We start from the raw sequence: 26,042 nt of genomic DNA, 5'->3' as shown, positions 1-26,042 counted from the left end.
CTCTTTAACAACATCTTTAATTCGTAAATATGCATTATCTACATCTTTAGCATTTACTGTTGTCTTTACAGTCATAGTATCTCAACCTTTATTTTTATTTTCATATTGTTCTATTAAACCTTCATACGCCAATGTAATGGCGATATCATCTAGTCCATTTACTAATTTATGTTTCCATGTTTCATCGATTTTAAATTTGAATGATTTATTATTTGCTGAAACTGTCTGTTGTGGTAAATCCACTGTAATTTCTTTCTGAGATGCTAAATATTTTCTTTCATCTTCATTCAAAGTTATCGGTAGCATGCCATTTTTTGTACAATTCATATAAAAGATGTCACTAAAACTTCCAGCTATAATAATATTAAATCCATAATCTTTTAAAGCCCATGCAGCATGTTCTCGACTTGAGCCACAACCAAAATTATCTCCAGTTATTAAAATAGAAGCACCAGCATATTCAGGTTTGTTTGGATTAAAATCTGGATTATCTGAACCGTCTGGTAGATAACGCCATTCATCAAACGCAAATGGTCCAAATCCACTTTTAGTAATGCGTTTAAGATGAGCTTTAGGAATAATTTGATCGGTATCTATATTGTCGTTAAATAATGGTACAACTTTACCTGTGTAGGTTGTAATAGGTTGAATATCCATTGTTAAACAACCACCTTTCTAACATCTACAAATTTTCCTTTGATAGCGGCAGCAGCTGCCATAGCTGGGGACACAAGATGCGTTCTCGCACCTTTACCTTGTCTTCCTTCAAAGTTACGATTACTTGTAGAAGCACAATGAATGCCCTCTGGTACTTGGTCAGGATTCATACCTAAACACATTGAGCAACCAGGTTCTCTCCATTGGAATCCAGCCTCTTTGAAGATTTTATCTAAACCTAACGCTTCAGCTTCTTTTTTAACAGATCGAGAGCCTGGTACAACGATTGCAGTAATCTTAGGGTGAACTTGATTACCTTTAACGATGTGACTAGCTTCTATTAAATCCGATAGTCTTGCATTTGTACAAGAACCTAAGAAGACATAACCTAAATCAATATCTTCTGCTTTTTGGCCTGGTTTAAGACCCATATATTGGTAGGCACGCTCATCATTAATATTTTTAATTTGTGGAAAAGGTGTATTAAAACTAACACCCATTTCTGGATTTGTGCCCCATGTCACTTGAGGTTCGAGATGTGTGACATCAAGTTGAATAACTTTATCAAATTGAGCGTCCTCATCAGTATATAATTTACGCCAATCATGAATAGAACGTTCAAAATTTTGAGCATACTTTCTACCTTTGACGTAATCGAATGTTGTTTCATCTGGTTGCATTAACCCATATTTAGCGCCAGCTTCTATAGCCATATTGCAAATCGTCATTCTAGCTTCCATGGATAACGCTTTGATTGTTTCACCCGTAAACTCTATAGCATAGCCTGTGCCAAAATCCACCCCATATTTACTAATAAGATACAAAATAATATCTTTGGCGTAGACACCTTTTGGTAGTTGACCTGTGACATCTATTTTTAAGTTTTTAGGTTTCGTTTGCCAAAGCGTTTGAGTAGCAAATACATGTTCTACTTCACTTGTTCCTATGCCAAAGGCGATTGCACCAAAAGCACCATGTGTAGCAGTATGTGAATCACCACAGACAATTGTTTTTCCTGGTTGAGTAAGACCAGTTTCTGGACCAACCATATGAACAATACCTTGTTCGTCTGAACCCATGTCAAAGAGGTGAACGCCAAATGCTTTTGCATTTTTTTGAAGAGTTGTGATTTGTTTATTTGCAATTTCATCTTTAATATTAAAAATATCAATGGTAGGAACATTGTGATCTAACGTTGCGAATGTTAAATCAGGACGTCTTAATTTACGGTTCTGTAGTCTCAATCCTTCGAAAGCTTGAGGAGAAGTCACTTCATGAATTAAGTGCAAATCTATATATAATAATTGAGGTTCACCTTCATTACCGGTTAAAACATGTTTATTCCAAACTTTATCGAATAACGTTTGTCCCATAAAAGTACTCCTCCCTTATTCATAATTCTTTTTTAGTTCGTTAAAAATATCTGACGTAGTATATTGGCCATTTAAATCTGGTGTTGTTTTTCCGTCTTTAATTAACTGATATACCAATTGTTCTAGTTCTGATGCGGCATCCTCAAAGTTAAAGCTTTCACGCAAACACATTGCTAAAGAAAGAACCATACCAAATGGATTAGCTATATTTTGATTTGCAATATCAGGTGCTGAACCATGAATAGGCTCATATAATCTTGGCCCTTCTAAACTAAAACTAGCAGAAGGGGATAAACCTAGAGAACCAGGTATAGTAGAAGCTTCATCACTTAAAATATCTCCAAATAAATTTTCGGTTACAATTACGTCGAAATCGGTAGGTCGCGTAATTAAGTGCATACTACACGCATCAACTAATAAATGGTTTACTTCTACTTCTGGATACTCCAAGCTAACTTCATCGATTGTTTGACGCCAAAGCTTACTCGAAGCTAGTACATTTTCTTTATCAACTGATGTTAATTTTTTCTTTCGATTTAATGCTAATTCAAATGCAACCTTCGCAATACGTTGAATTTCATCTTTAGTGTATGTTAATGAATCTAATGCACTAAGGTCATCAAGATGCCGAGGTTGACCGAAATATAATCCGCTAGTTAACTCTCTTACTATAATAAGATCAGTTCCTTTGACACGTTCTTCTTTAATTGGAGAGAAGTGGCTTGTACCGTCTGTAACTTTAGTAGGACGTATGTTAGCAAATAATCCTAATGATTTCCGTAATGCCAATAAGCCTTGTTCAGGTCTATTATTAGGGTTTGTCCATTGTGGACCACCTACAGCTCCCAGTAAAATTGCATCTGCATTTTTACACGCTTCTAAAGTATCATCTGGAAGGGGAACACCCTGCGAATCTATGGCTGCACCACCAAAGTCATACGACTTCAACTGATACTCAAATTGATATTTTTTACTTATTTGTTCTAATAGTTCTAACGTTCCACTTAATATTTCTGGACCTATGCCATCACCGGGTAAAGCTACTATATTAAAAGGCATGATGATTACGCTCCTTATTTTGAATTTCATTCACATATTTTGCATGCGCTTCTACATATGCTTTGCAAGAGGCATATAATACATCATGGTCAATACCGATACCATTAACGGGATGACCCTCTATATTTAATGACACATGAACTTCAGCTTGAGCATCAGTACCTTCAGTGACTGAATCAATTCGATATTCAATGAGTTCACTCTTATGCTTGAAAATTCGATCAACTGCATTATATATAGCCACAATTGACCCCGTACCAATACTTGAATCTTGATATAACTTACCATGTTTATCTTTGATAACGACGACAGCACTTTGTAAACCGTTTGACACAAATTGTAATTGCAGTGTTTCGACTTGATATATTGCATTTTGTTCATGTTCAGTACCTTGAATCAGTGCGTGTATATCACGATCAGTAACACTTTTCTTCTTGTCAGCTATAGCTTTAAATTGTTTAAATAAGTCAACTTGATTTTGAGGTTCAATATCATATCCTAATGATTTTAATTTTTCAGCAAAAGCGTGTTTACCTGATAATTTGCCAAGCGGTAAATCATTTTTACGTATACCAACAAGTTGTGGTGTCATAATTTCATATGTTTCTGGATTTTTTAGAACGCCATCTTGATGAATACCAGATTCATGACTGAAAGCATTTTGACCCACAATGGCTTTATTTCTTGGTACACGTATACCAGCATAGCGTGATATAATGTCGGATGTATTTTTGGTTTCTGATAGATTTAATCGCGTTTCATTACCATAATGGTCTTTTCGTACATATAGTGCTAACGCTAATTCTTCTAGCGCAGTATTGCCTGCGCGCTCACCAATGCCGTTAACTGTTCCCTCTATTCGAGTAGCACCATTTTCAATTGCAGCTAAGCTATTTGCAACTGCCATTCCTAAATCGTCATGACAATGTGCACTATAAATAATGTCTTGGTTCGTCTTTATGTGCTCAATTAAGGTTTTAAAAATTTGACCATATTCATTTGGATAACTGTAACCAACAGTGTCTGGAATATTAATTATCGTTGCACCAGAGTCAACTGCTATTTGTACACATTTGATTAAGAAATCTGATTCTGTTCTAGTCGCATCCTCTGGTGAAAATTGAACGACATCGAAGTATTGTTTAGCATACGTGACATGTTCTTTAATTGATTCCAATACTTGTTCTTGAGTCATTTTGAGTTTATGCGTTAAATGAATAGGTGAGGTAGCTATAAAAACATGAATAACTGGTTTTACAGCATCTTTCGTAGCCTCATAAACAGCATCAATATCTGATTTCTTACAACGCGCTAATCCACATACAGCTGTTTGAGTTAATGTATTTGAAATTGCTTGAACAGACTTAAAACTACCAGTACTAGAAGCGGGAAACCCAGCTTCTAGTATATCTACACCCCATGTCTCTAACTGTTTAGCTATCTTTAATCTTTCATCAAAAGAGAAATTAACGCCTGGTGTTTGTTCACCATCTCTTAAAGTCGTATCGAAAATTTGAATATGGCTTTCCATCTTTAACAACCCCTTAGCTATTATTTTTGAATGCTTTTAGATTTAATGAATGGCATCATTTTTCTTAATTCACGACCAACAGCTTCAATTTCATGACCGTGTTGTTGTTCGCGTAATTTATAAAATTCTTTAAAGCCATTTTCATTATCTTTAACAAAACTATTTGCAAAATTACCATTTTGAATATCTTTTAATACAGCTTTCATATTATCTTTGACATCCGGTGTAATGATTCTAGGCCCTGAAACATAGTCTCCATATTCTGCAGTGTTTGAGATTGAATAACGTACGTTTTCCATGCCGCCTTCATACATTAAATCAACAATTAATTTCATTTCGTGTAATACTTCGAAATAAGCTAATTCTTTTTGATAACCCGCTTCAACAAGTGTTTCAAAACCACTTTGGATTAATTTATGGATACCACCACAAAGTACAGCTTGCTCACCGAATAAATCAGTTTCTGTTTCTTCTTTAAATGTTGTTTCAATGACACCCGCACGCGTAGCACCAATACCTTTTGCGTAACTTAAAGAAATATCGCGTGCTTGACCAGTAGCATCTTGTTGTACACCGAATAATGCCGGCACTGCAGTCCCTTCAACGAACGTACGTCTTACTAAGTGACCAGGTCCTTTAGGTGCTACTAGGAAGACATCGACATCTTTCGGTGGTTTGATAACTTCAAAGTGAATGTTAAATCCATGTGCAAATGCTAAGGCATTTCCTGCTTCTAAATTAGGTTCAATTTCGTTTTTATATACATTGCCTTGAATTTCATCTGGTAATAACACCATGATGACATCAGCTTGTTTAACGGCTTCTGCGACTGGATACACATCAAATCCGTCTTCTTTAGCTTTATCAAAAGAATGACCAGGGCGGATACCTACAATAACGTCATAGCCATTGTCTTTAAGATTTTGTGCATGTGCATGTCCTTGTGAACCGTAACCTACAATTGCGATTTTTTTACCTTGTAATGCATCTTTCTCTACTGATTGATCATAATAAACTTTAGTCATAATACATTCCTCCAAAAATTTAAAATTTCAATATTTTGAATATTCTTAAAATTATAGATATACTAATATCTATAAAATGTGATGTTAGTCATGTTTTGTTTATTTGTACTAGCGCATCAATCTAGAATTTACTTTATTGCTGGTTGATAACTTGAACTTCTAATACACTGACTTGTTTTTGTAATTTGGCTACTAATATTTTAAAAATTGCTTCATCTTCAATATCAGCAATAATTTGCATATCAGAAATCCCGTTTTCTTCTGATGGCTTAACTGTCAGTTCGTTTATATTATATTGTAGTCGAACGAAGGCACTAGTAATTCTATTTAACGTACTTACTTGGTCTGTGACTTTTAACTGTAAAACGCGTTTCATTCTAATCCCTCCATTTCATGGTTCGCTTTGCCACTTGGAATCATAGGATTAACTGGTTCGGTAGGTGAGATTCTAACTTCAATTAATGCAGGCCCTTGATAATTAAATGCTTCATCAAGTGTCGCTGTTAATTTATCGGGATGATCAATTAAGTAACCTTTGACACCATAAGCTTCCGCCATTTTCATGAAGTCAGGTTGATCATTAAATACGGAATGAGAGAATCGGTGGTTAAAGAATTTGTCTTGCCACTGTTTGACCATACCTAAGGTTCCGTTATTAATAAGAACGATCTTTACATTAAGTCCGTATTCAGGAAGTAATGCCATTTCCTGATTCGTCATTTGGAACCCACCATCACCAACGAAACAGATAACGGTTTTGTCGGGTTCAGCTAATTGAGCACCAATCGCAGAGGGAATACCGAAGCCCATCGTACCTAATCCGCCACTTGTAACCCATTGACCATGATGTTTGAAAGGATAGAATTGAGCCGCCCACATTTGATGTTGTCCAACATCAGTAGTAACGATGGCTTCACCGTGTGTAATTTGCCCAATATATTCAATCGCCTCTTGGGGCTTACAAAATGTGTCATCAGCCACAGTATATTTAAAAGGATGTTTGCTTTTATTTTCAAGGCAATGTTGAACCCATTCATCATGAGAAGTTTCATTTTTAAACTTATGAGACAAAGCTTCCAATACCTGTTTACAATCAGCCACAATTCCTAAATCAGTGGCAATCACTTTATTGATTTCCGATTCATCAATATCCACATGAACAACAATAGCATTCGGTGCAAATTCATCCGGTTTGCTTGCAAGTCTATCATCGAATCGACTACCCAAATTAATTAATAAATCACATTCAGTTAAAGCCATATTGCTAGCGTAAGATCCATGCATACCACCCATACCTAGAAATAATGGGTTATCGTATGGAATCGCACCTAAGCCTAATAGTGTAGTCACTACTGGAATTTGATGTTTCGTTACAAACTGCGTTAATAAATCGTTGGATTGCGAATGATTTATCCCTGCACCTGCTAAGACTACTGGTTGTTTGGCCTTAGATAAATAATGAACTAATTGGTCAATGTCTTTATTCTGTGGTTCTTCAGTAACTTTGTAGGCTGGTAAATTCACGTCACTTACCAGTGGTGCAGTTGTTTTTAGTACACCCATATCTTTAGGGAAATCTATAACGACTGGGCCTTTACGACCTGAATTAGCTAAGTAAAATGCTTCATGAATAATTCTAGGAATATCGTTTACATTTTTAACTTGGAAATTCGCCTTCGTGATTGGTGTTGTCATAGAAAGTAAATCTGCCTCTTGAAAGGCATCTTTACCAATACCTGGCGTTGCTACTTGTCCTGTGAACACCACCAAGGGGAGGGAATCACAATAAGCATCTGTAATACCGGTAATTGCATTTGTAGCGCCAGGACCACTTGTAACTACGACTACACCAGTTTTGCCAGATACTCTAGCATAGCCTTCAGCAGCATGTGTCGCACCTTGCTCATGTCTTGCCAAAATGTGTTTAATTTTACCATCATAAAACGTGTCGTATAAAGGTAAAACTGCACCACCAGGGTAGCCGAAAATAAAGTCAACATCTTCATGTAATAGAGCTTCAACTAATAGTTCTGAGCCAGCTCTTAGTGTGTGATTCTCGTTACTATTGACGTCTGCTTTCAGATTAGATTGATTTGAATGTGTCGTAGTTGATGAACTAACGACGTTACTTTCCATTTTATTTGCCATGATGAACAACTCCTCTAGTTAGATAAGATTTTCTGGAACTTGCATTATGCCACCAGTGTTCGCACTCGTAACCAAAGCGGTATATCTCGCTAGATAACCTGATTTTACTTTAGCTTTAAAAGGTTGGAGTGCTTTTTTGCGTTGATCAAGTTCTTCTGCAGTTTGATTAACATCTAAAGTGCGATTGATTAAATCAATCGTGATTTCATCACCGTCTTTAATGAGGCCAATAGGACCACCTGATGCGGCTTCTGGTGAAATATGTCCAACAGCAATACCTCTTGTTGCTCCAGAAAATCTGCCATCAGTAATTAATGCAACGTCTTTACCTAACCCTCTACCTACAATTGAAGAGGTAGGTGCTAACATTTCAGGCATTCCTGGTCCTCCTTTAGGTCCTTCGTAACGTATAACAACGACGTGACCTTCACGAACGATTTTGTTATCAATGGCCTCGACTGCTTCATCATGTGAGTTGAAACATACCGCTTTACCAGTGAATGTTTTGATAGAAGGGTCAACACCACCAACTTTAATTACCGCACCTTTAGGCGCAATATTTCCAAATAAGATAGAGAGCCCACCTTGTTTATCATATGGATTGTCGAGTGAGTGAATGACCTCAAAGTTTTTAATCTCTTTACCTTCATTATTTTCACGAAGCGTTTGTCCAGTCACTGTAAGTCTATCTGGGTGTAAAGTGCCTTCTTTTTTCATTAATTCATTTATGATAGCTGGACAACCACCAGCTTCGTGTACATCGTGCATTGAATATGATGAACTTGGTGCAATCTTAGATAAATAAGGCGTTCTCTTAGCAATTTCATTGATACGCTCTAAGTCATAATCAATGCCCGCTTCATTTGCTATCGCTAAAGTATGTAATACCGTGTTAGTGGAACCACCCATTGCCATGTCCAGTGCGAATGCATCGTCAATTGCTTCTCTAGTCACAATATCAAGTGGCTTAATATCCTTTTTAATATTATCAACTAATTTAAAGGCCGCTTCACGAATCATTTCTCTTCTTTGCTCACTAACTGCTAAAGCTGTACCGTTATAAGGTAGTGCTAAACCTAACACTTCCATTAGGCAATTCATTGAATTTGCTGTAAACATGCCTGCGCATGAGCCACAAGTAGGGCAAGCATTTTGTTCCATATCTAAAAATGCTTCTTTCGAAAGTTTACCTTCTTTAAAAGCACCAACTGCTTCAAACATGGATGATAATGTTAATGCCTTCCCTTGAGCAGATAATCCAGCTTTCATAGGGCCACCTGAACAGAATATTGCTGGTACATTGGTTCTTACGGCAGCTAATATCATACCAGGTGTGATTTTGTCGCAATTAGGAATGTAAAATACACCATCGAACCAGTGCGCATTAATAACAGTTTCAGCAGCATCTGCAATAAGTTCTCGAGAAGGGAGTGAGTATCGCATTCCGATATGTCCCATAGCGATACCGTCATCGACACCAATCGTATTAAATTCAAAAGGAATAGCGCCTGCCTCACGTATTGCTTCTTTCGCGATGTCAGCCAGTTCTCTTAAATGGACATGTCCAGGTACAATATCGATATAAGAATTACAAATCGCTACGAAAGGTTTATTCATATCTGTTGGATTTTTCAGTGCGCCCGTGGCGTGTAAAAGACTTCGAGCAGGTGCTTGTTGATCACCTTTTTTTATCATGTCACTTCTCATAAATAATTCCCCCATAAAACACATTAAGTTTGTTACACATAAAAAGACGTCCCAATTTGTGATTGGGACGTCTACAAGTCCCATTCAATGAGAAATAGGACTTAAACATTTAGTAATTGAAAGATACTAAAGTTCCAGCCCTTGAGAGTATAATAAAATAATTAAATTGTCAGTCGGATTATATGCTTGATGTGTCATTGTAGTCATTTTAATATACTCCTTCCTTGAATGGTTATATTTAAATAGTTAGAATTGTTTAAAAATTCGATAAACTTAATTTACTACACAGTGTTTATTAAGTCAATATAATTTTTAAGAATTTTCTAACATAAATCCTTTTTCAAATTTATGTTCCTTATAGGGAAATTGCTAAAGGAATTTGTTATACTTATTAAGTTAAATTGTTATGGCTTAATTCAATTGTGTTAGGAAAATTAAGCCATTTAAAATCAAAAATATAGCAATAGTAATTAGTTAATAAAATAAGTAGAGAGAGTGGGACTAATGATAACGATTAATAACTTGGATGAATTAGATCAATTCGCTAATGTGTTAGTTCGACACTTAAAGCCTGGTGATGTCATTTTATTAAATGGTGATCTTGGTGCAGGTAAAACAACGCTAACTCAATTTATAGGTAAACATTTAGGTGTTAAACGTAATATTAATTCTCCGACATTTAATATTATAAAATCTTATAGAGGTAGTCATTTAAAGCTACATCATATGGACTGCTATCGTTTGGAAGATTCAGATGAGGACTTAGGTTTTGAAGAATATTTTCAAGATGAAGGCATCACTGTTATTGAGTGGAGTCAATTTATTTATGATTTATTACCTGAAGAACGATTAATCATTAATATAGAGACTGTTAACGAAACACAAAGAACGATTGAACTAAATGGCATAGGGACACATTATTTGAACGTTAAGGAGGAAGTTGAAAGTGAATTTATTACTGATTGATACATCAAATCAACCGATGTCAATCGCAATCATGCAAGATCATGCCGTATTGTCTGAAATGACTACCGAAAATAAAAAAGATCATTCTAGTCAACTTATGCCTGGTATTCAACATTTATTTGAAGAAGCGAAAATTGATAAAAGCGAGATTGATGGTATTGTAGTTGCTAAGGGGCCGGGTTCATATACAGGTGTAAGAATTGGTGTTACAACTGCTAAAACGTTAGCATATGCATTAAATGCAAAATTATATGGCGTATCGTCTTTATTAGCATTAGCTGCCACAATGGATGAAAGCGACCAAAGATTATTGGTTCCTATTATTGATGCACGTCGAGAAGCGGTTTATACAGGTGTTTATCAATATGAAGAAGGAAAATTAAAGACAATTTTAGAAGATCAATATTTACCAATTCAAGAATTAAAACAACACTTGACTGATTTCAAACAGCCATTTGTCTATATTGGTAAAGATGCTGATAAATTATCAAACTACCTTGATGGAGAAATACAAAGTCACTTACCACATGCACCTGCAATGAAACCACTTTTAACTGAAAGTGAAGATATTCATACATTTGTTCCAAATTATATTAAATTATCAGAGGCAGAAAGAAATTGGCTAAACCAACAGAATCAGAATTAACAATTAGAGCGATGCAAGTCGATGATGTTCCTAATGTATTTGATATAGAACGTGACAGTTTTAATGATAGTTCATGGACGATAGATGCATTTTATCATGAATTAAATGAAAATAACTTTGCTAAATATTTTGTAATTCTTTTTGAAAATGAAATTATCGGATATCTAGGGCTTTGGATTGTTATTGATCAGGCTCAAATAACAACGATAGCTATTCGTAAAGATTACAGAGGATATGGGCTGGGACAATTATTGTTAAAATATGTTATGGATTATGCTAAGCATACATGTGAAGTAATGAGTTTAGAAGTTAGAGTTGATAATGTCATAGCACAACACGTTTATACTAATTTGGGATTTCAATTTGGTGGTAAACGTAAAAATTATTATGGAGAAGGCGAGGATGCAATGGTTATGTGGGTGAACTTAAATGAATAAAGAAACATTAATATTAGCAATTGAAACAAGTTGTGATGAAACAAGTGTAAGTGTCATTAAGGATGGCAACACAATTTTATCCAATATTGTACTTAGCCAAATTGAGAGTCATAAGCGTTTTGGAGGTGTTGTGCCAGAGGTTGCCAGTCGCCATCATGTGGAAGGTATTACAACAACTATTGATGAAGCGCTAATATCTGCAAACATTACGATGCATGATATAGATGCAATAGCTGTAACTCAAGGGCCAGGTTTAATTGGGGCATTGCTGATTGGTATTAATGCAGCAAAAGCACTAGCCTTTGCTTACGATAAACCGCTTATTCCTGTACACCATATTGCTGGTCATATTTACGCTAATCATTTAGAAGAACCATTAACATTTCCTTTAATCGCGTTAATCGTATCTGGAGGTCACACTGAACTCGTGTATATGAAATCTCATATGCATTTTGAAGTCATTGGAGAGACAAGAGACGATGCAGTGGGTGAAGCCTATGATAAAGTGGCACGAACAATTGATTTACCATATCCGGGTGGACCACAAATTGACAAATTAGCACAACAAGGTCAAGATACGTATGATTTTCCAAGAGTATGGTTAGAAAAAGATAGTTATGATTTTAGTTTTAGTGGTTTGAAAAGTGCTGTAATCAACAAACTGCATAATTTAAGACAAAAGAATGAAACAATTGTTAAAGAAAATGTGGCAACTAGTTTTCAAAATAGTGTCGTAGACGTATTAAGCACTAAAGCGATGAATGCATGTAAGGCATATAATGTGAATAGACTTATCGTTGCTGGAGGCGTTGCAAGTAACAAAGGACTTCGTCAACGTTTACAACAATTATGCGAAGCAAATAATATCCATTTATCTATTCCAAGTCCTAAATTATGTACGGATAATGCAGCAATGATCGGCGCAGCGGCATACTACTATTATCAAGCAGGCGTTACAGCTCATTTAGATTTAAATGGTGAAAATAACATGGACATAGAAGAAGCAACAATAGATGCTTAAATGATTTTAAAAATTTGTTTTACGATAAGAAACCTCTTATGAACGTTAGCATTGTAATGCCTACGTTATAAGAGGTTTTGTCTTTTGATGAAACATCATTTGATAAAGGTCAATAGGGAACATTTGTACTTATCAACATTAAGTGTATAAGTTGTGGATAAAAGGTTCTTAACAATGTGGATAGCAGGTTAATTTTGTGTAAAAAAATGGTAAATGAATCAAAAATATCTTGTGGATAAGTAGGATAACTTTGTGGATAGTTGATATTATCACATTTTAACTGTTTATAACTTTTATTGAAATTAATTCAAAAAAATAGCTAAAAAGTTATAAAATACTTTCTAGCTATTTTAAGATTAATGCGTTTTAAACATTTTCTTGTAAATTTTCCCATTCGGTCATAACTTGTTCTAATTTCTGTTCGGTTTCTTGTTTTTGATTCGCTAATGATGAAGCTTTTTCAGGATTATTAAATACATCAGGTTGCGTCAGTTGTTCATCAATTTGAGCGATTTCATTTTCATAGGATTCAATTTTAGATTCACATTCTTCAATGAGTCGTTCTAATTTACGTTGCTCACGGCGTTGTTGTTTTTGCGAATCATACGTATTGATGGTGTTATTGTTTACGTTTTGAGTGGAAACATCATTCTTGCTATCATCATTACGTTCATTTTCAAATGCTTCTAATGCAGCTGCTTCTTCTATTTTCTCAATATAATATTGATAATCTCCAAGATACATCTGACCGCCATCTATATTTAAATCAAAGACTTTATTAGCTAATTGATTAATAAAGTATCGATCATGGGAAACGAATAGAATCGTTCCTTCAAAATCTTTTAATGCTTGTTCAAGCATTTCTTTAGAATCAATATCTAAATGGTTTGTAGGTTCATCAAGGATTAAGACGTTATCTCGTTGTAACATTAGGAGTGCTAATTGTAATCGTGCTTTTTCGCCACCAGATAAATCGTTAATAATTTTTTTAACATCATCTTGTACAAATAAGAAACGTCCTAATACAGCGCGTATGTCTTTTTCATTCATAGTTGGATATTGATCCCAAACATAGTCGAGAATTGTTTTGTTGGATTTAAATTCTGCTTGCTTTTGATCATAGTAGCCAATTTGTAGATTAGCACCAAAGGTAATATTACCGTCTAATTGATCTTGTCGTTGTGCGATTGTCTTAATTAGCGTCGTTTTACCTACACCATTAGGACCTATGATTGCGATATGATCGCCTTTCGTGACTTCTATGTTAATTGGAGATGTTATAGGCGCATCATAACCAATTTCAAGATTGCGAATGTGCATCACGTCATTTCCTGTATTTCGATCGAAACCAAATTGAATATTGGCACTTCTTGCGTCTAACATTGGTTTGTCGATACGTTCCATTTTTTCTAATGTTTTGCGACGACTTTTTGCCATACCACTAGTTGAGGCGCGTGTAATATTTTTTTCTACAAAGGTTTCCAATCGCTTAATTTCATCTTGTTGACGTTCATATTCTTGCATGCGACTTTCATAATACTTATCACGTTGCTCGATAAATTGCTCGTAATTGCCTACATAACGTTTAACGTCACCAAGTGCCACATCATAGATTTGCGTGACAATCTTGTCTAAGAAGTATCTATCGTGACTGATGATGACGATGGCACCTTTGAAGTATTTTAAATAATCTTCTAACCACTTTGTTGTTTCTAAATCTAAATGGTTTGTAGGTTCGTCTAATAGTAATAAATCTGGCTCATTCAATAACATTTGCGCTAATGATAATCGTGTTTTTTGACCACCACTAAAATCGTTAATAGGTTTATCAAAATCATCTTCGTTAAAATTTAGACCATGTAGAACTGTTTTGATTTTACTTTCATATTGATAACCATCGCGTTGTTCAAATTGATTGGTTAATGATTCAAAACGTTCCATATGTTGTTGATAGGCATCAGAATCATAGTCAGATGCATGATCAGCGAGCCAGTTCGTTTCTTCTTTAATTAAGCGTTCCATCTTTTTGAGATGTTCAAATGGTTTAGACATTTCTTCAAACACTGAAGCGGATGAATTAAGCGTCATTTGTTGGGTCAGGTAACCCATTCGTAAATTTTTAATTTTAGAAATATGGCCGCTATCGTAATCTTCAACACCGGCAATAATTTTCATTAAGGTTGATTTTCCAGCACCGTTACGACCTACGACTCCGATTCGTTCGCCTGTCTTTACTTCGAAATTCACACGTGTGAAAATATCATCACCATCAAATGATTTCGAAATGTCATTTAATTGCAAGAGTATCATTCAGGTTTCACCTTTCTATTTGTAAGTTTATTACTCGAAATTAAGTTGTATATTACTCTATATTTTACCGTATTACTTAGTTTCTTGAAACTAAGTTATTTATTTTTAAAATGCGTTAAGGTATAATATTCCAGTATTCATAATAGGACATAAGAAAATTTAAAAAAATTTAAAACGTATAGCACTCAAAATAGTTTGGATACATAGATTATAAAATTCAAACGAAAGGGGGGCATTTTAAATGGCTCAAAATAAATCTAAAATTCCACGAGCAACTTTGAAACGATTACCTTTATATTACAGATTCGTTAACACGTTAAAATCAAAAGGCATAGACAGAGTGAATTCAAAAGCGATTAGCGAGGCATTAAATATTGAATCAGCAACCATTCGTAGAGATTTCTCATATTTTGGAGAATTAGGGAAAAAAGGTTACGGTTACAATGTAGATAGTTTATTAGAATTCTTTAAAACGACACTTAGTGATAGCGATAATATACACATTGCATTGGTAGGTGTTGGTAATTTAGGTAGGGCACTTTTAACGTATAACTTTTCAATTCACGATGAAATGACCATTACAGAGGCTTTTGATGTTGATGAGCACATTGTCGGAAATAAGATTGGTGATGTGACTGTTCATCATATGAACGACTTAAAACAAGTTCTTGCTGACAAAAATATTAATGTTGTTATTTTAACGACGCCAGAAAGTGTAGCGCAACGTGTGGCAAATGAGTTAATTGATGCAAATATTAATGGTATTTTAAATTTCACACCAACTAGAATAGAAGTACCTAATAGTGTACAAGTTCATCATATTGACTTAGGTATAGAATTGCAATCATTGCTATTCTTCATGAAAAATTATTCCAATTAAATAACGTCACTTTTATTACAGCACTCTGGGGCATAAATAATATAATAATGCTATTTAGCAAATTCGCAGTAGCTGACTGAACTGAAAAGGCGCTTAAATCAAGCTATTCTCAGTTCTAGTCAGGGGCCCCAACAAAGAGAATTTCACTTAGAAATTCTACAAGCAAAGCAAGCTGGGAGTGGACCACGAATTCAAAAGAATTCTGTTCCACTCCCGTTTTTTGTTTGCCAACATTGAGTGAATCAAATGCAATAATTAATAGGTCATGTGAAAAATCGCTAGAATCATTTTATTTTAAGAAGTTGCCAAATTTAGTACAATTGATTATAATACCTTAGTAAAATAATCGGGAAAGGATGAATTAATAGTGATATGGATGATTATTAGTGGTCTTATCGTTGGAATATTATTAGGGTTTGTTATGCAACGTACACGTTTTTGCCTAGCTGGTGGCTTTAGAGACATGTATGTTCAAAAAAATAACAAAATGTTTTATGCTTTATTAGTAGCTATTACAGTCCAAAGTATAGGACTACTGATCTTAACTGGGTTAAATCTTATTTCAATACCTGATAGTACATTTCCAATTATTGGTACCATCATTGGTGCGTTTATATTTGGAATAGGTATTGTATTAGCAGGAGGCTGTGCTACAGGTACATGGTATCGTGCTGGAGAAGGTTTAATTGGAAGTTGGGTAGCACTCGTGTTATATGCAGTAACTGCGGCAATTACTAAAACAGGTGTGCTACTTCCAGTGATGACGTGGATAAATCAACCTACAAATATCAATGCCAATATGTCTCAGACAACGGGTATTCCAATGTGGGTATTTACTTTAATATTAACGATCATCACGATTATTTTTGTAACTAAAACGTTACGCAAACCTAAACCCAAATTTGCGGTTCCAAAGCTTAAGCAAAAATATAGTGGCTTGAGACATTATTTATTTGAAAAACGATACCACCCATTTGTAGCTGGTATAGCAGTTGGTTTGATAGCATTAATTGCTTGGCCGATGAGTATGTCAACTGGTAGAGATTATGGTTTAGGCATCACAACACCATCAGCAAACTTAATTACGTTTTTAATTACAGGAGATACTCAGTTAATAGATTGGGGTGTACTATTAATATTAGGTATCTTTTTAGGGTCATATATCGCTGCTAGAGGATCACGTGAATTCAAATGGCGATTACCTGATAAGAAGACGATTCGTAATAGTGCTATTGGTGGTATTTGCATGGGATTCGGTGCCTCAGTAGCAGGTGGTTGTTCAATTGGTAATGGCTTAGTAGAAACAGCTATTATGTCTTGGAAAGGCTGGATTGCACTAGGTTCTATGATTTTAGGTGTATGGTTTATGAGTTACTTTATTTTTATTAGACCAATGAAAAAGTTAGAAAAACAAACATCACAATCTCAAAATACTGCAGTTCCAAAACAAACACAAACAACATAATTAATTGGAGGAATAACAATGTTATATGAATTAGGTACAGTAGGTATGGTATGTCCATTTCCACTTATTGAAGCACAAAAGAAAATGCAAACATTAGATAATGGTGATGAACTTAAAATAGATTTCGATTGTACGCAAGCAACAGAAGCTATTCCAAATTGGGCGGCTGAACAAGGTTATCCAGTTACGAATTATGAACAATTAGATGATGCATCTTGGACAATTACAATTCAAAAAGCTTAAATTTAAATAAGTGATTAAAACACTGTTATATTATGTAACATATTGTGTCATTTTATCTTACGTATTTTTGCTATTTCTTTGAAGTATCATTATGATATTTTCAAAGGAAGTGGTAATTATGAAGATGGATGACACAATTTTTTTATTTCTTTGCACTTTACTTGTTTGGGTTATGACCCCTGGGCTTAGCTTGTTTTATGGTGGTCTAGTTCAATCAAAGAATGTCCTAAACACAGTTATGCAAAGTATGGCAGCAATGATTATCGTGACGTTTACATGGGTTACATTAGGTTTTTCATTAAGTTTTGGAACAGGCAATGCTTTTATAGGTAATTTCGATTTGATTGGGTTACAACATGTTGGTTTTGCAGTCAATGACCAATTAAGTCCACACATCCCGTTTGCATTATTTATGTTGTTCCAAATGATGTTTTGCACAATAGCAGTTTCAATACTTTCAGGTTCAATTGCTGAACGTATGAAATTCTTTCCGTTTATTATTTTTATATTCTTATGGGTGATTTTGATATATAGCCCAGTTGCGCATTGGGTATGGGGCGGAGGATGGATACAACAACTTGGTGCTTTAGATTACGCTGGTGGTACAGTTGTACATATCACATCTGGTCTCTCAGGCCTTATTTTAGCGATTATGATAGGTAATGGTAAAAAAATTGAAAAAATACAGCCACATAATCTTTTAATCACTTTAATTGGTGGTATTTTAGTTTGGATTGGTTGGTATGGTTTTAACACAGGAAGTGCATATACGTTAAATGATGTTGCACTAACATCATTTGTAAATACAATTATCGCGGCAAGTGGTGGTGCGTTTAGTTGGTTAATCATTGAGTACCTTATGACTAAGAAAATAAGCCTACTAGGCTTATTATCAGGTGTCTTAGCTGGCTTAGTCGCTATTACACCTGCAGCAGGCTATGTGAATTATTTTAATGCATTTGTTATTGCATTTGCGGGTGGCATCGTTTGTTATTTCGTTATTAATGTGATTAAAGTGAAGTATAAATATAACGATACACTTGATGCTTTTGGTATTCATGGTGCAGGAGGTATCGTTGGTGCTATTCTTACTGGCGTGTTTCAATCACAACATGTTAATCATGATATATCAAACGGATTTATCTATAACGGAGACATTCACTCAGTGTTGATTCAAGTTATAGCTGTGCTCGTGGTTTTATGTTACACGGTGGTTTTAACTTGGATTATAGGTAAGATTTTACAAAGTATCATGCCTATTGCAACCACTGAAGAAGAAGATAAGACAGGATTAGATCAACTTGTTCATGGTGAGAAAGCGTATTTTTATGGCGAATTAAACAAACTGAATAAAAGATATTGATAGTTTTATTAGTGATTCATATACTAAACAGTATTTTATAAGAATAGTTATGTGATAAAATAATGCTTAAATGACAGTTAATTTAGGTGATTAATCTAATGAAAAATATATCAGATATCGCAAAATTAGCGGGAGTATCTAAAAGCACGGTCTCCCGCTTTTTAAATGACGGCTCAGTTAGCCCGCATACGAAGGAAAAGTTAAGTCGTATCATAGCTGAGCATGATTACCAACCAAATCAATTTGCGCAAAGTTTAAGAGCCAAGCATACACATATGATTGGTGCTATTATACCAAGAATGAATTCACATGCAGTGGATGAGACAGTTAAAGGCATTGTATCGGTATGCCATCAACATCAATATCAATTATTACTTAATTATACTGGTTTAGATGTTCATGCTGAGATTGAAGCACTTGAGACCTTTTCAAGAAGTAAAGTAGATGGCATCATATTAATGGCTACTACTTTAACAAATAAACATTTAGAAGTGATTCAGAAATTAGATGTACCAGTTATTCTAGTCGGTCAGTCGCATCCTGAGTTACATAGTATTATCCATGATGATTATCAAGCAGGATACATCGTAGGTGAACAAATAGGGCATCAACAATTTCGAAATGTCGTATTCTTTGGAGTTAGTGAAGAGGATGTTGCTGTGGGTATACAACGAAAGCAAGGTATTATTGATGCTTTAAAAAAATATGATATTCATCCCCAAATTTATGTAACTTCTTTTAAATATGAAGAGGCTAAAAATGATGTTGCTGAAAAGTTAAATCATACATGTAATATTGACGTATTAATTGGGGCAACAGATCCTATAGCATTAGCGATTCATAAGTTTTATTCTCAACAACCCAATACATCTGAGAACTATCAAATTTATGGTTTTGGAGGAGACCCAATGACGCAACTCGTCACGCCTGCGATTACGACTGTTAAATTTAATTATTATAAAGCTGGGACGCATGCTATGAAACAATTAAATGAATTAATTTTTTCTAAAAATGTCGTGTTAAAAACCACAATCCCAGTTGAAATATAGAAATTTTAATTTACATAAAACTATGGAACCGATACCATAGTCGATGATAGAATAATAATAAACTTAGATTTAATTTATCAATGATGGAGGAATAATATGGCTGAATGGTCAAGAGAAGAACGTTATCGTCGCATTGAAGACGTAGATAAAAAGTACCTAGAGCATCTTAAACAACAAGTCGAAGCGTCAAGATTTCGTCAGACATTTCATATCCAACCTGAAACAGGTTTGCTCAATGATCCTAACGGTTTAATTTATCATAATGGCAAATATTATGTTTCACATCAATGGTTCCCACTTGGTGCTGTACATGGATTGAAGTATTGGTTTAATTATACGAGTGACGATTTAGTGACGTTCGAACCACAAGGTGCTGTATTAAAACCAGATACATATTATGATAGTCACGGTGTTTATAGTGGCAATGCTTTTGAACATGAAGGCGACTTATATTACATATACACAGGTAATCGACGTGATGCTCAATGGGAACGTTATGCTAGTCAGATGATTGCGAAAGTAGAAAATGACGGTACGATTACAAAATTTGATAAACCCGTTATCGCTTCACAACCAGAGGGATATACAAGTCATTTTAGAGATCCTAAAGTGTTTGAATTGAATGGTGAATATTATGTGATAATTGGTGCCCAAACAAATGATGAACAAGGTCGTTGTTTAATTTACAAGACGAAAGATAAACAATTAAAGCAATGGTCTTTTTGTGGGGAACTTGAAACACATTTAAAAAACTTTGGCTATATGTGGGAATGTCCTGACTATTTTAATTTGAATTCTAAAGATATCATACTTTTCAGTCCCCAAGGAATTGAAGCACAGGGTGATCACTTTAGAAATATATATCAATCTGGATATTTGATAGGGGATATAGATTTTGACACATTATCATTTGAACATGGGGACTTTATAGAGCTAGATAATGGCTTTGATTTTTACGCGCCTCAAACATTTTTAGATGAAAATGGTAATAGAATATTAATTGGATGGATGGGTTTACCTGAAATCAATTATCCTACCGATGATGAAGGATGGGCACATTGTTTAACAATACCTAGGGTGCTGACAATTGAGGATAATCAACTGCGACAACGTCCGTTTAAAGGGCTTGAAAAGTTACGTAAAAATAAAGAAACTGCACTAGGTTATGCTAATAAATTTAATCGAAAATTACATCCATATGAAGGTACACAGTATGAACTGATTATTGATATTCTTGAAAATGATGCGTCAGAAATTTATTTTGAATTACGTACATCAAAGTTAAATAACACCAAAATTATCTATAATACAAGCGAACAAAAGCTTACATTGGATCGCACGGAAAGTGGATTATTGCCAGACAATGTTCAAGATTTAACAAGAAGTACAATTTTAAAGTCTCCATTGAGCCAATTACAAATATTTGTTGATACATCAAGTATTGAGATATTTTGCAATGACGGCGAACGTGTTTTAACTTCAAGAATATTTCCAGATGAAAATGCTACAGGTATAGAAACATCAACAGAAACAGGACAAGTTTATTTAAAATTCACTAAATATGAACTTAAGGATGATTAAAAAATGAGAAAGTTATACGGAATAGGTGAAGCATTAATAGATTTTATACCAAATGTGAAGAACTCTGAACTTAAAGATGTTGAACAATTTAGTCGACAAGTTGGGGGTGCACCTGCAAATGTAGTAAGTGTAGCACGTAAAATGGGAGCATCTACTGAAATGGTGACGCAATTAGGTAATGATGCATTTGGTGATATTATAGTTGAAACTTTAAGCAATCTAGGTGTAGGTACTCAATTCATTAGAAGAACAGATGTAGCAAATACGGCATTAGCATTTGTAAGCTTAAAAGAAGATGGACAAAGAGATTTTTCATTTTATCGTAAACCTTCTGCTGATATGCTTTATAAAGCGGACTATTTAGACGAAATTTCAATTAACCCGAATGATATCCTACATTTCTGTTCTGTTGATTTAGTTGAAAGTGATATGAAAGAAGCGCATCAAGCTATGATTGATAAATTTAAATCTGCTCATGGAACCATCGTTTTTGATCCTAATGTACGTTTACCGCTATGGCATAGTGCTGAAGCATGTAAAGAAACGATACAGGCGTTCATTCCTAAAGCGAATATCATAAAAGTTTCAGATGAGGAACTTGAATTTATTACAGGCGAAGCGGATGAAGAAAGTGCAATTCAGTCGTTATTTCAAGGATCGGTCGTAGCAGTTATTTATACACAAGGTCCAAATGGTGCTAGTATTATTTTAAAAAATGGAACTAAGATATATCATGAAGGATTTAAAGTAAAAGCCGTTGATACGACAGGCGCAGGAGATGCCTTTATTGGAGCAGCAATTAGCAGAATATTATTAAGTGATGAAGTGAATATGACTAAATTGCTTAAGGAAGAAGGGCAAGCCATACTGCAATTCAGTAACTTCGTAGCAGCAAAAGTTACAACAAAATATGGTGCCATTGAAAGTATTCCAACACTTGAAGAAGTTACATCAGAATTAAAATAATGAAAAAAGAGCGGGACAGTGATAAATTCATTGTCCCGCTTCTAAATTAATCTACTTATAGAGTATTTTGATTGTGTATATTCAACTATATTTTTTTAACATTACGAACAGATGCAAAACAATGCTCGCCATTTTTAAAGTTAACAATACGTTCTTTTGAATCAATAGATTCAATATTATGACGGTTAACAACGAAACTGTTATGACATCTAAAGAAACGATCATCCAATTGTGCGAGTTCTTTTAAGTTACCATAAAACTCTATTTGACGATTATCTAGGTGTGCAATCAAACGATGTGATTTTGTAGATGATTCGAAAAACATGACGTCATCATATTGAACATAGATAGAATTACTACCTCTTTTTAATTCTATCGTCTCAACATTACTTTCTTTAGACAATAATTTTAAGCGTGTATGCGCCGTTTCTAAACAATCAATAATTCTCGATTGCAACTGACTAGGATCATCTTTAAAGATAAAATCCATTGCTGAAACTTTATATACAAACGTTAAGTATGTTAACTCGCTATGACTTGTAACAAAAATGATGTTTCCAATAGGGTCATATTTACGAATTTCACTACCTAATTTTATCCCGTTGATATCAGCCTCTAATTGAATGTCTAAAAAGTAGCATCCAACATCATTCATTTCTTTAGATTTTTCAATGACTTCATAAGGATCATCTGTTGCCAGCGCAATTTCCATTGGTTTTTCTTCAATCATTATATAATTGTTAATAATTGAAACCATATTTTCGCGTTGTTTTACATCATCTTCACAAATGAATATTTTCATGATTACACATCCTTATGACTAATTATTTATGATTTCTACTTTTTGCACAAAGTAGCCATTTTCTATCGTCGTATCGAGTAACACATTGTCAGTAGAATCAGTGATTTCTTTCAACGTGCTTAATCCTAGACCTCTGTTTTCTCCTTTAGTTGAAAAGCGTTCTTGGAATAATTCGTGAATACGAGGCATATCTTCTTGGCACTTATTCATAACAATAAACATAACAGACGTCTCAGTATTAATAAATGCAATACGAATCAATGCATCTTCAAGCGTCTCTGATGCTTCAATCGCATTATCCGTAATGATTCCAATGATACGACTAAGATCAATCGTGTTCATTTCTATATGTTCTACTAACTCAGGCACCTCTATACTAATAGGAATGTTCTTCTCTTGAGCTTGTAAAATTTTAGTGGTAACTAAGCCTTTAATCGCACGTACTTTTAAATTCTCAGTACCATTAATTTTAATTGATTTCATTTGAAGATTATCTTTCACAGGTACAATATTTTCATTGAAGTATTGTCTTAGCCCAGGCATGTCATCTTCACGAATATACTCAGACATCGTAGTTAAAATATTTACATAATCATGTCTAAACTTACGCATTTCATTGTTAATTGATTCAATTTGTAAAGTATATTCATAATATGTTTCAATTTCTTCCATATTACGTTTATAACGGAGTTCTCGATGAGTTGTATATGTAATTATGATTATACAAAGTATTAAAAAGAATAGAATCCCTAAAAATACATAAGCGAATAATCTTAATCCTTCTGAATCCAAATAGAATTTTTGAGTATAAAGATATAATGTAATGATTGAAAAAATTAGAAAAACAGAGATAAGAATTATATATATATTGTTAAAAAATAAATATGTCTTTTTTAGCTTTTTCAATAGAAATCTAATGGAATAGGCGCCTATCATTGCGATTATAAAAAATGAAGCCATATAGACAACAATTTCAAGAAATCTAATTTTCATACTGTTATTAGTTATCACATATATAGTAAGCGTGAAAAAATTACTAATATACATTATAAGTGTTGATAATAAAACTGATAATATGGACCATAAACCCGATTTCAGACAGAAGAAAAGCATGACAGAAATTATGAGAACTAATACTGATTTTCTATCTACATAATAAAATAAAATAGTACAAGGGATTATAATACTTATACAAGTTAAATAATCCCTCTTACTAAATTTAATATCTATAATAATTTTTGAGACCAAGATTAACATTATTGATTGAAAAATTGATAATGGAACAAAGTCTAAAAGATTCATTTCTAACACTTTCTTTAATTATTTTTTAGATAAATCTTGTAATTCTTTAGGTACTTCTGGTTCATCAAAATAAAAACTGCACACATCTTGAACAGAGAATGTTCCTACTAACCCAAAGATAAAGCTAAATACTTTTGCGAATAACATAGTTAATAAATTCATATTAATTGTCCTCCTCAGAATAAAAGATTGGTAATAACGTTAAACTTTCTAAAAATATCCCTAATACAATAAGTTCTTTGAAAGGCACTGGTAAAACTACAGAAATAGTTATTAATACCATTGCTAAAATAACAGAGTATAATTTTTTTCGTTTTACTAAGTGTAGTGGAATTGGTTGTTTCTTTGTGGCTGATGGAGCAAATAGTACTATTAATACAAAAGCCACAACACTAGCCAAATATATTATACCCACATTTAGATTAATGTAGACAACTACCCAAGGTAAAGCGACAAAAAATATTAAATTTTGAACATGACATAACAATGATGATTTTGCATGTGCCCCATGTGCATAACGTCTAACTAAAAAATAACTAACATGTGTAAATAAAGTGTATAGAAATGTATGGAAGATAAGTGCAACACCATAGGTCACAATTGTTTTAGCAAGATTGCTTACAACGACTTGTAATCCCAACTTTACTTTTAAAAATTGAATATGATCTAGGTTGTTTTGACGTTGCAAGTATAATGCGAATTGCTCAATCTTTTTATCAATTGCTTTCAATAGCGTGCCACTCTCCTTATATTGATTATACAATTTAGCGCAATTGGTCTGGGGGCTTATGCGTAACTGTTCAAAATAAATACTTAACTGTTATATTGAAATTACAAGTAATATTTTAACATATAAAATATTACAGTTATGTATAAAAACATGCGATTTAAGAAATAATTAAAAATAAATTGGAAGGTTATGTTTAAATAGACTCATATCACTTACGAGTGATAAAAACTTAATAATCTTAGTCTTTAAATTTAATAGTTATTGTTTTGGTAATCGAGGTAAATGGTTTTGTTTGTAGTTGCGAAATCATTAATCCTTTTACCATATGTTGTAAGTGTTGTGAATGGTTTTGGTTAACCATTTCAATATTAGTAATGTCCCATCGAACATTATTAATAAAGAAGCTTCTAATTTATTTAGAAGTTATCTTAATTTGTTTTCTTCGTGTAGTTAAACGTATTCATTAATAAGCCATCCCAACTTATTAATGAAACAAGCAAAGTTACTGAAGTTGAAACTCAGTGGAAGGTATTTAACTTAGCTATTGTATGATATAGAAGTTAAATATTTTCAGGATGTAAGCTATTGTAAAATTTTCATAATTAATAACATCCCCAAAGATTGAAATAACTGTAAAAAACATTCCCTTAATATGAAAGTCGCGAGTTCCTCCCAAGCTCGCGACTTTTGTCGTTAATAAAAACTGTACCCAAACGATTGGATACAGTATGTTGCACTATTTATATAAATTTGGCTCTATAATAAATTGGACTGATGACTA

General features: G+C 33.9%; 24 protein-coding genes. 11 read left to right on the top strand and 13 right to left on the bottom strand.

Annotated features, from left to right (window positions below; genetic code table 11):
- Positions 1–81: 81 nt before the first annotated feature.
- The 8 genes from leuD to ilvD form a co-directional block, all read right to left on the bottom strand.
- Positions 82–657: a 3-isopropylmalate dehydratase small subunit gene (leuD, locus tag HMPREF3239_RS06190; RefSeq protein WP_070855063.1), complete on the bottom strand. Its 576-nt coding sequence runs from the start codon at positions 655–657 to the stop codon at positions 82–84.
- 2 nt (positions 658–659) lie between these two features.
- Entirely contained in the window at positions 660–2,030 is a 1,371-nt protein-coding gene (gene leuC / locus HMPREF3239_RS06185; protein ID WP_070855062.1) for a 3-isopropylmalate dehydratase large subunit, read from the bottom strand.
- Between the two features lie 15 nt (positions 2,031–2,045).
- On the bottom strand, positions 2,046–3,089 hold the full coding sequence (gene leuB, locus HMPREF3239_RS06180; RefSeq protein ID WP_070855061.1) for a 3-isopropylmalate dehydrogenase: 1,044 nt from the start codon (positions 3,087–3,089) through the stop codon (positions 2,046–2,048).
- A complete protein-coding gene (locus HMPREF3239_RS06175; RefSeq protein WP_070855060.1) occupies positions 3,079–4,620 on the bottom strand; it encodes a 2-isopropylmalate synthase in 1,542 nt (513 codons plus the stop codon). Before HMPREF3239_RS06175 ends, leuB begins: the two co-directional genes overlap by 11 nt.
- Before the next feature lie 20 nt (positions 4,621–4,640).
- Positions 4,641–5,645, bottom strand: a complete 1,005-nt coding sequence (ilvC, locus tag HMPREF3239_RS06170; protein ID WP_053030454.1) for a ketol-acid reductoisomerase — start codon at positions 5,643–5,645, stop codon at positions 4,641–4,643.
- Positions 5,646–5,778: 133 nt separating this feature from the next.
- Positions 5,779–6,021 (bottom strand): ACT domain-containing protein, encoded by a 243-nt coding sequence (locus tag HMPREF3239_RS06165; protein ID WP_053030452.1) that lies wholly within the window; start codon positions 6,019–6,021, stop codon positions 5,779–5,781.
- On the bottom strand, positions 6,018–7,793 hold the full coding sequence (ilvB, locus tag HMPREF3239_RS06160; RefSeq protein WP_070855059.1) for a biosynthetic-type acetolactate synthase large subunit: 1,776 nt from the start codon (positions 7,791–7,793) through the stop codon (positions 6,018–6,020). The genes HMPREF3239_RS06165 and ilvB overlap by 4 nt, the downstream gene beginning before the upstream one ends.
- Positions 7,794–7,811: 18 nt before the next feature.
- Positions 7,812–9,500 (bottom strand): dihydroxy-acid dehydratase, encoded by a 1,689-nt coding sequence (gene ilvD, locus HMPREF3239_RS06155; protein ID WP_070855058.1) that lies wholly within the window; start codon positions 9,498–9,500, stop codon positions 7,812–7,814.
- 504 nt (positions 9,501–10,004) lie between these two features.
- On the opposite strand from ilvD, the gene tsaE reads away from it, so the two are divergent.
- Genes tsaE through tsaD form a run of 4 tightly spaced genes read left to right on the top strand, consistent with a single transcriptional unit; the run spans position 10,005 to position 12,570 of the window.
- The gene (tsaE, locus tag HMPREF3239_RS06150; protein WP_070855057.1) at positions 10,005–10,466 is read left to right on the top strand and encodes a tRNA (adenosine(37)-N6)-threonylcarbamoyltransferase complex ATPase subunit type 1 TsaE; all 462 of its coding nucleotides are present in this window, start codon (positions 10,005–10,007) and stop codon (positions 10,464–10,466) included.
- Positions 10,447–11,112 carry a tRNA (adenosine(37)-N6)-threonylcarbamoyltransferase complex dimerization subunit type 1 TsaB gene (gene tsaB / locus HMPREF3239_RS06145; protein ID WP_053030441.1) on the top strand — a complete coding sequence of 222 codons (666 nt, stop codon included), beginning with the start codon at positions 10,447–10,449 and terminating at the stop codon, positions 11,110–11,112. Before tsaE ends, tsaB begins: the two co-directional genes overlap by 20 nt.
- On the top strand, positions 11,085–11,549 hold the full coding sequence (gene rimI / locus HMPREF3239_RS06140; RefSeq protein ID WP_053030439.1) for a ribosomal protein S18-alanine N-acetyltransferase: 465 nt from the start codon (positions 11,085–11,087) through the stop codon (positions 11,547–11,549). The genes tsaB and rimI overlap by 28 nt, the downstream gene beginning before the upstream one ends.
- A complete protein-coding gene (tsaD, locus tag HMPREF3239_RS06135; protein ID WP_070855056.1) occupies positions 11,542–12,570 on the top strand; it encodes a tRNA (adenosine(37)-N6)-threonylcarbamoyltransferase complex transferase subunit TsaD in 1,029 nt (342 codons plus the stop codon). The genes rimI and tsaD overlap by 8 nt, the downstream gene beginning before the upstream one ends.
- A 366-nt stretch (positions 12,571–12,936) precedes the next feature.
- Here the strand turns inward: tsaD and HMPREF3239_RS06130 are convergent, their stop codons facing one another.
- Positions 12,937–14,880: an ABC-F family ATP-binding cassette domain-containing protein gene (locus HMPREF3239_RS06130; RefSeq protein ID WP_070855055.1), complete on the bottom strand. Its 1,944-nt coding sequence runs from the start codon at positions 14,878–14,880 to the stop codon at positions 12,937–12,939.
- A gap of 241 nt (positions 14,881–15,121) precedes the next feature.
- On the opposite strand from HMPREF3239_RS06130, the gene HMPREF3239_RS06125 reads away from it, so the two are divergent.
- From HMPREF3239_RS06125 to HMPREF3239_RS06095, 7 genes are all read left to right on the top strand, one after another.
- Positions 15,122–15,760 (top strand): redox-sensing transcriptional repressor Rex, encoded by a 639-nt coding sequence (locus HMPREF3239_RS06125; protein ID WP_070855054.1) that lies wholly within the window; start codon positions 15,122–15,124, stop codon positions 15,758–15,760.
- A 367-nt stretch (positions 15,761–16,127) separates the two neighbouring features.
- A complete protein-coding gene (locus tag HMPREF3239_RS06120; RefSeq protein ID WP_070855053.1) occupies positions 16,128–17,225 on the top strand; it encodes a YeeE/YedE family protein in 1,098 nt (365 codons plus the stop codon).
- Positions 17,226–17,243: 18 nt separating this feature from the next.
- On the top strand, positions 17,244–17,468 hold the full coding sequence (locus HMPREF3239_RS06115; RefSeq protein ID WP_011275296.1) for a sulfurtransferase TusA family protein: 225 nt from the start codon (positions 17,244–17,246) through the stop codon (positions 17,466–17,468).
- A 118-nt stretch (positions 17,469–17,586) separates the two neighbouring features.
- Positions 17,587–18,831 carry an ammonium transporter gene (locus HMPREF3239_RS06110; protein WP_070855052.1) on the top strand — a complete coding sequence of 415 codons (1,245 nt, stop codon included), beginning with the start codon at positions 17,587–17,589 and terminating at the stop codon, positions 18,829–18,831.
- Positions 18,832–18,929: 98 nt separating this feature from the next.
- On the top strand, positions 18,930–19,880 hold the full coding sequence (locus tag HMPREF3239_RS06105) for a LacI family DNA-binding transcriptional regulator (protein WP_053030426.1): 951 nt from the start codon (positions 18,930–18,932) through the stop codon (positions 19,878–19,880).
- Positions 19,881–19,976: 96 nt separating this feature from the next.
- A complete protein-coding gene (locus HMPREF3239_RS06100; protein WP_070855051.1) occupies positions 19,977–21,461 on the top strand; it encodes a sucrose-6-phosphate hydrolase in 1,485 nt (494 codons plus the stop codon).
- A 3-nt stretch (positions 21,462–21,464) separates the two neighbouring features.
- A complete protein-coding gene (locus HMPREF3239_RS06095) occupies positions 21,465–22,427 on the top strand; it encodes a carbohydrate kinase family protein (protein WP_070855050.1) in 963 nt (320 codons plus the stop codon).
- Positions 22,428–22,512: 85 nt separating this feature from the next.
- Here the strand turns inward: HMPREF3239_RS06095 and agrA are convergent, their stop codons facing one another.
- The 4 genes from agrA to HMPREF3239_RS06075 are packed head-to-tail and all read right to left on the bottom strand — an operon-like array spanning position 22,513 to position 25,261.
- On the bottom strand, positions 22,513–23,229 hold the full coding sequence (gene agrA, locus HMPREF3239_RS06090; protein WP_053030422.1) for a quorum-sensing response regulator AgrA: 717 nt from the start codon (positions 23,227–23,229) through the stop codon (positions 22,513–22,515).
- 18 nt (positions 23,230–23,247) lie between these two features.
- Complete coding sequence (agrC, locus tag HMPREF3239_RS06085; protein ID WP_070855049.1) at positions 23,248–24,531, bottom strand: quorum-sensing sensor histidine kinase AgrC; 1,284 nt, start codon at positions 24,529–24,531, stop codon at positions 23,248–23,250.
- A gap of 18 nt (positions 24,532–24,549) precedes the next feature.
- Entirely contained in the window at positions 24,550–24,693 is a 144-nt protein-coding gene (gene agrD, locus HMPREF3239_RS06080; RefSeq protein WP_070855048.1) for a cyclic lactone autoinducer peptide AgrD, read from the bottom strand.
- Between the two features lies 1 nt (position 24,694).
- The gene (locus tag HMPREF3239_RS06075; protein WP_070855047.1) at positions 24,695–25,261 is read right to left on the bottom strand and encodes an accessory gene regulator AgrB; all 567 of its coding nucleotides are present in this window, start codon (positions 25,259–25,261) and stop codon (positions 24,695–24,697) included.
- Positions 25,262–26,042: the final 781 nt, after the last annotated feature.

The sequence above is a fragment of the Staphylococcus sp. HMSC34C02 genome (genome assembly GCF_001838705.1).
Classification (GTDB): Bacteria; Bacillota; Bacilli; order Staphylococcales; family Staphylococcaceae; genus Staphylococcus; species Staphylococcus borealis.
This window is presented reverse-complemented; position numbering and strand designations above follow the sequence as displayed.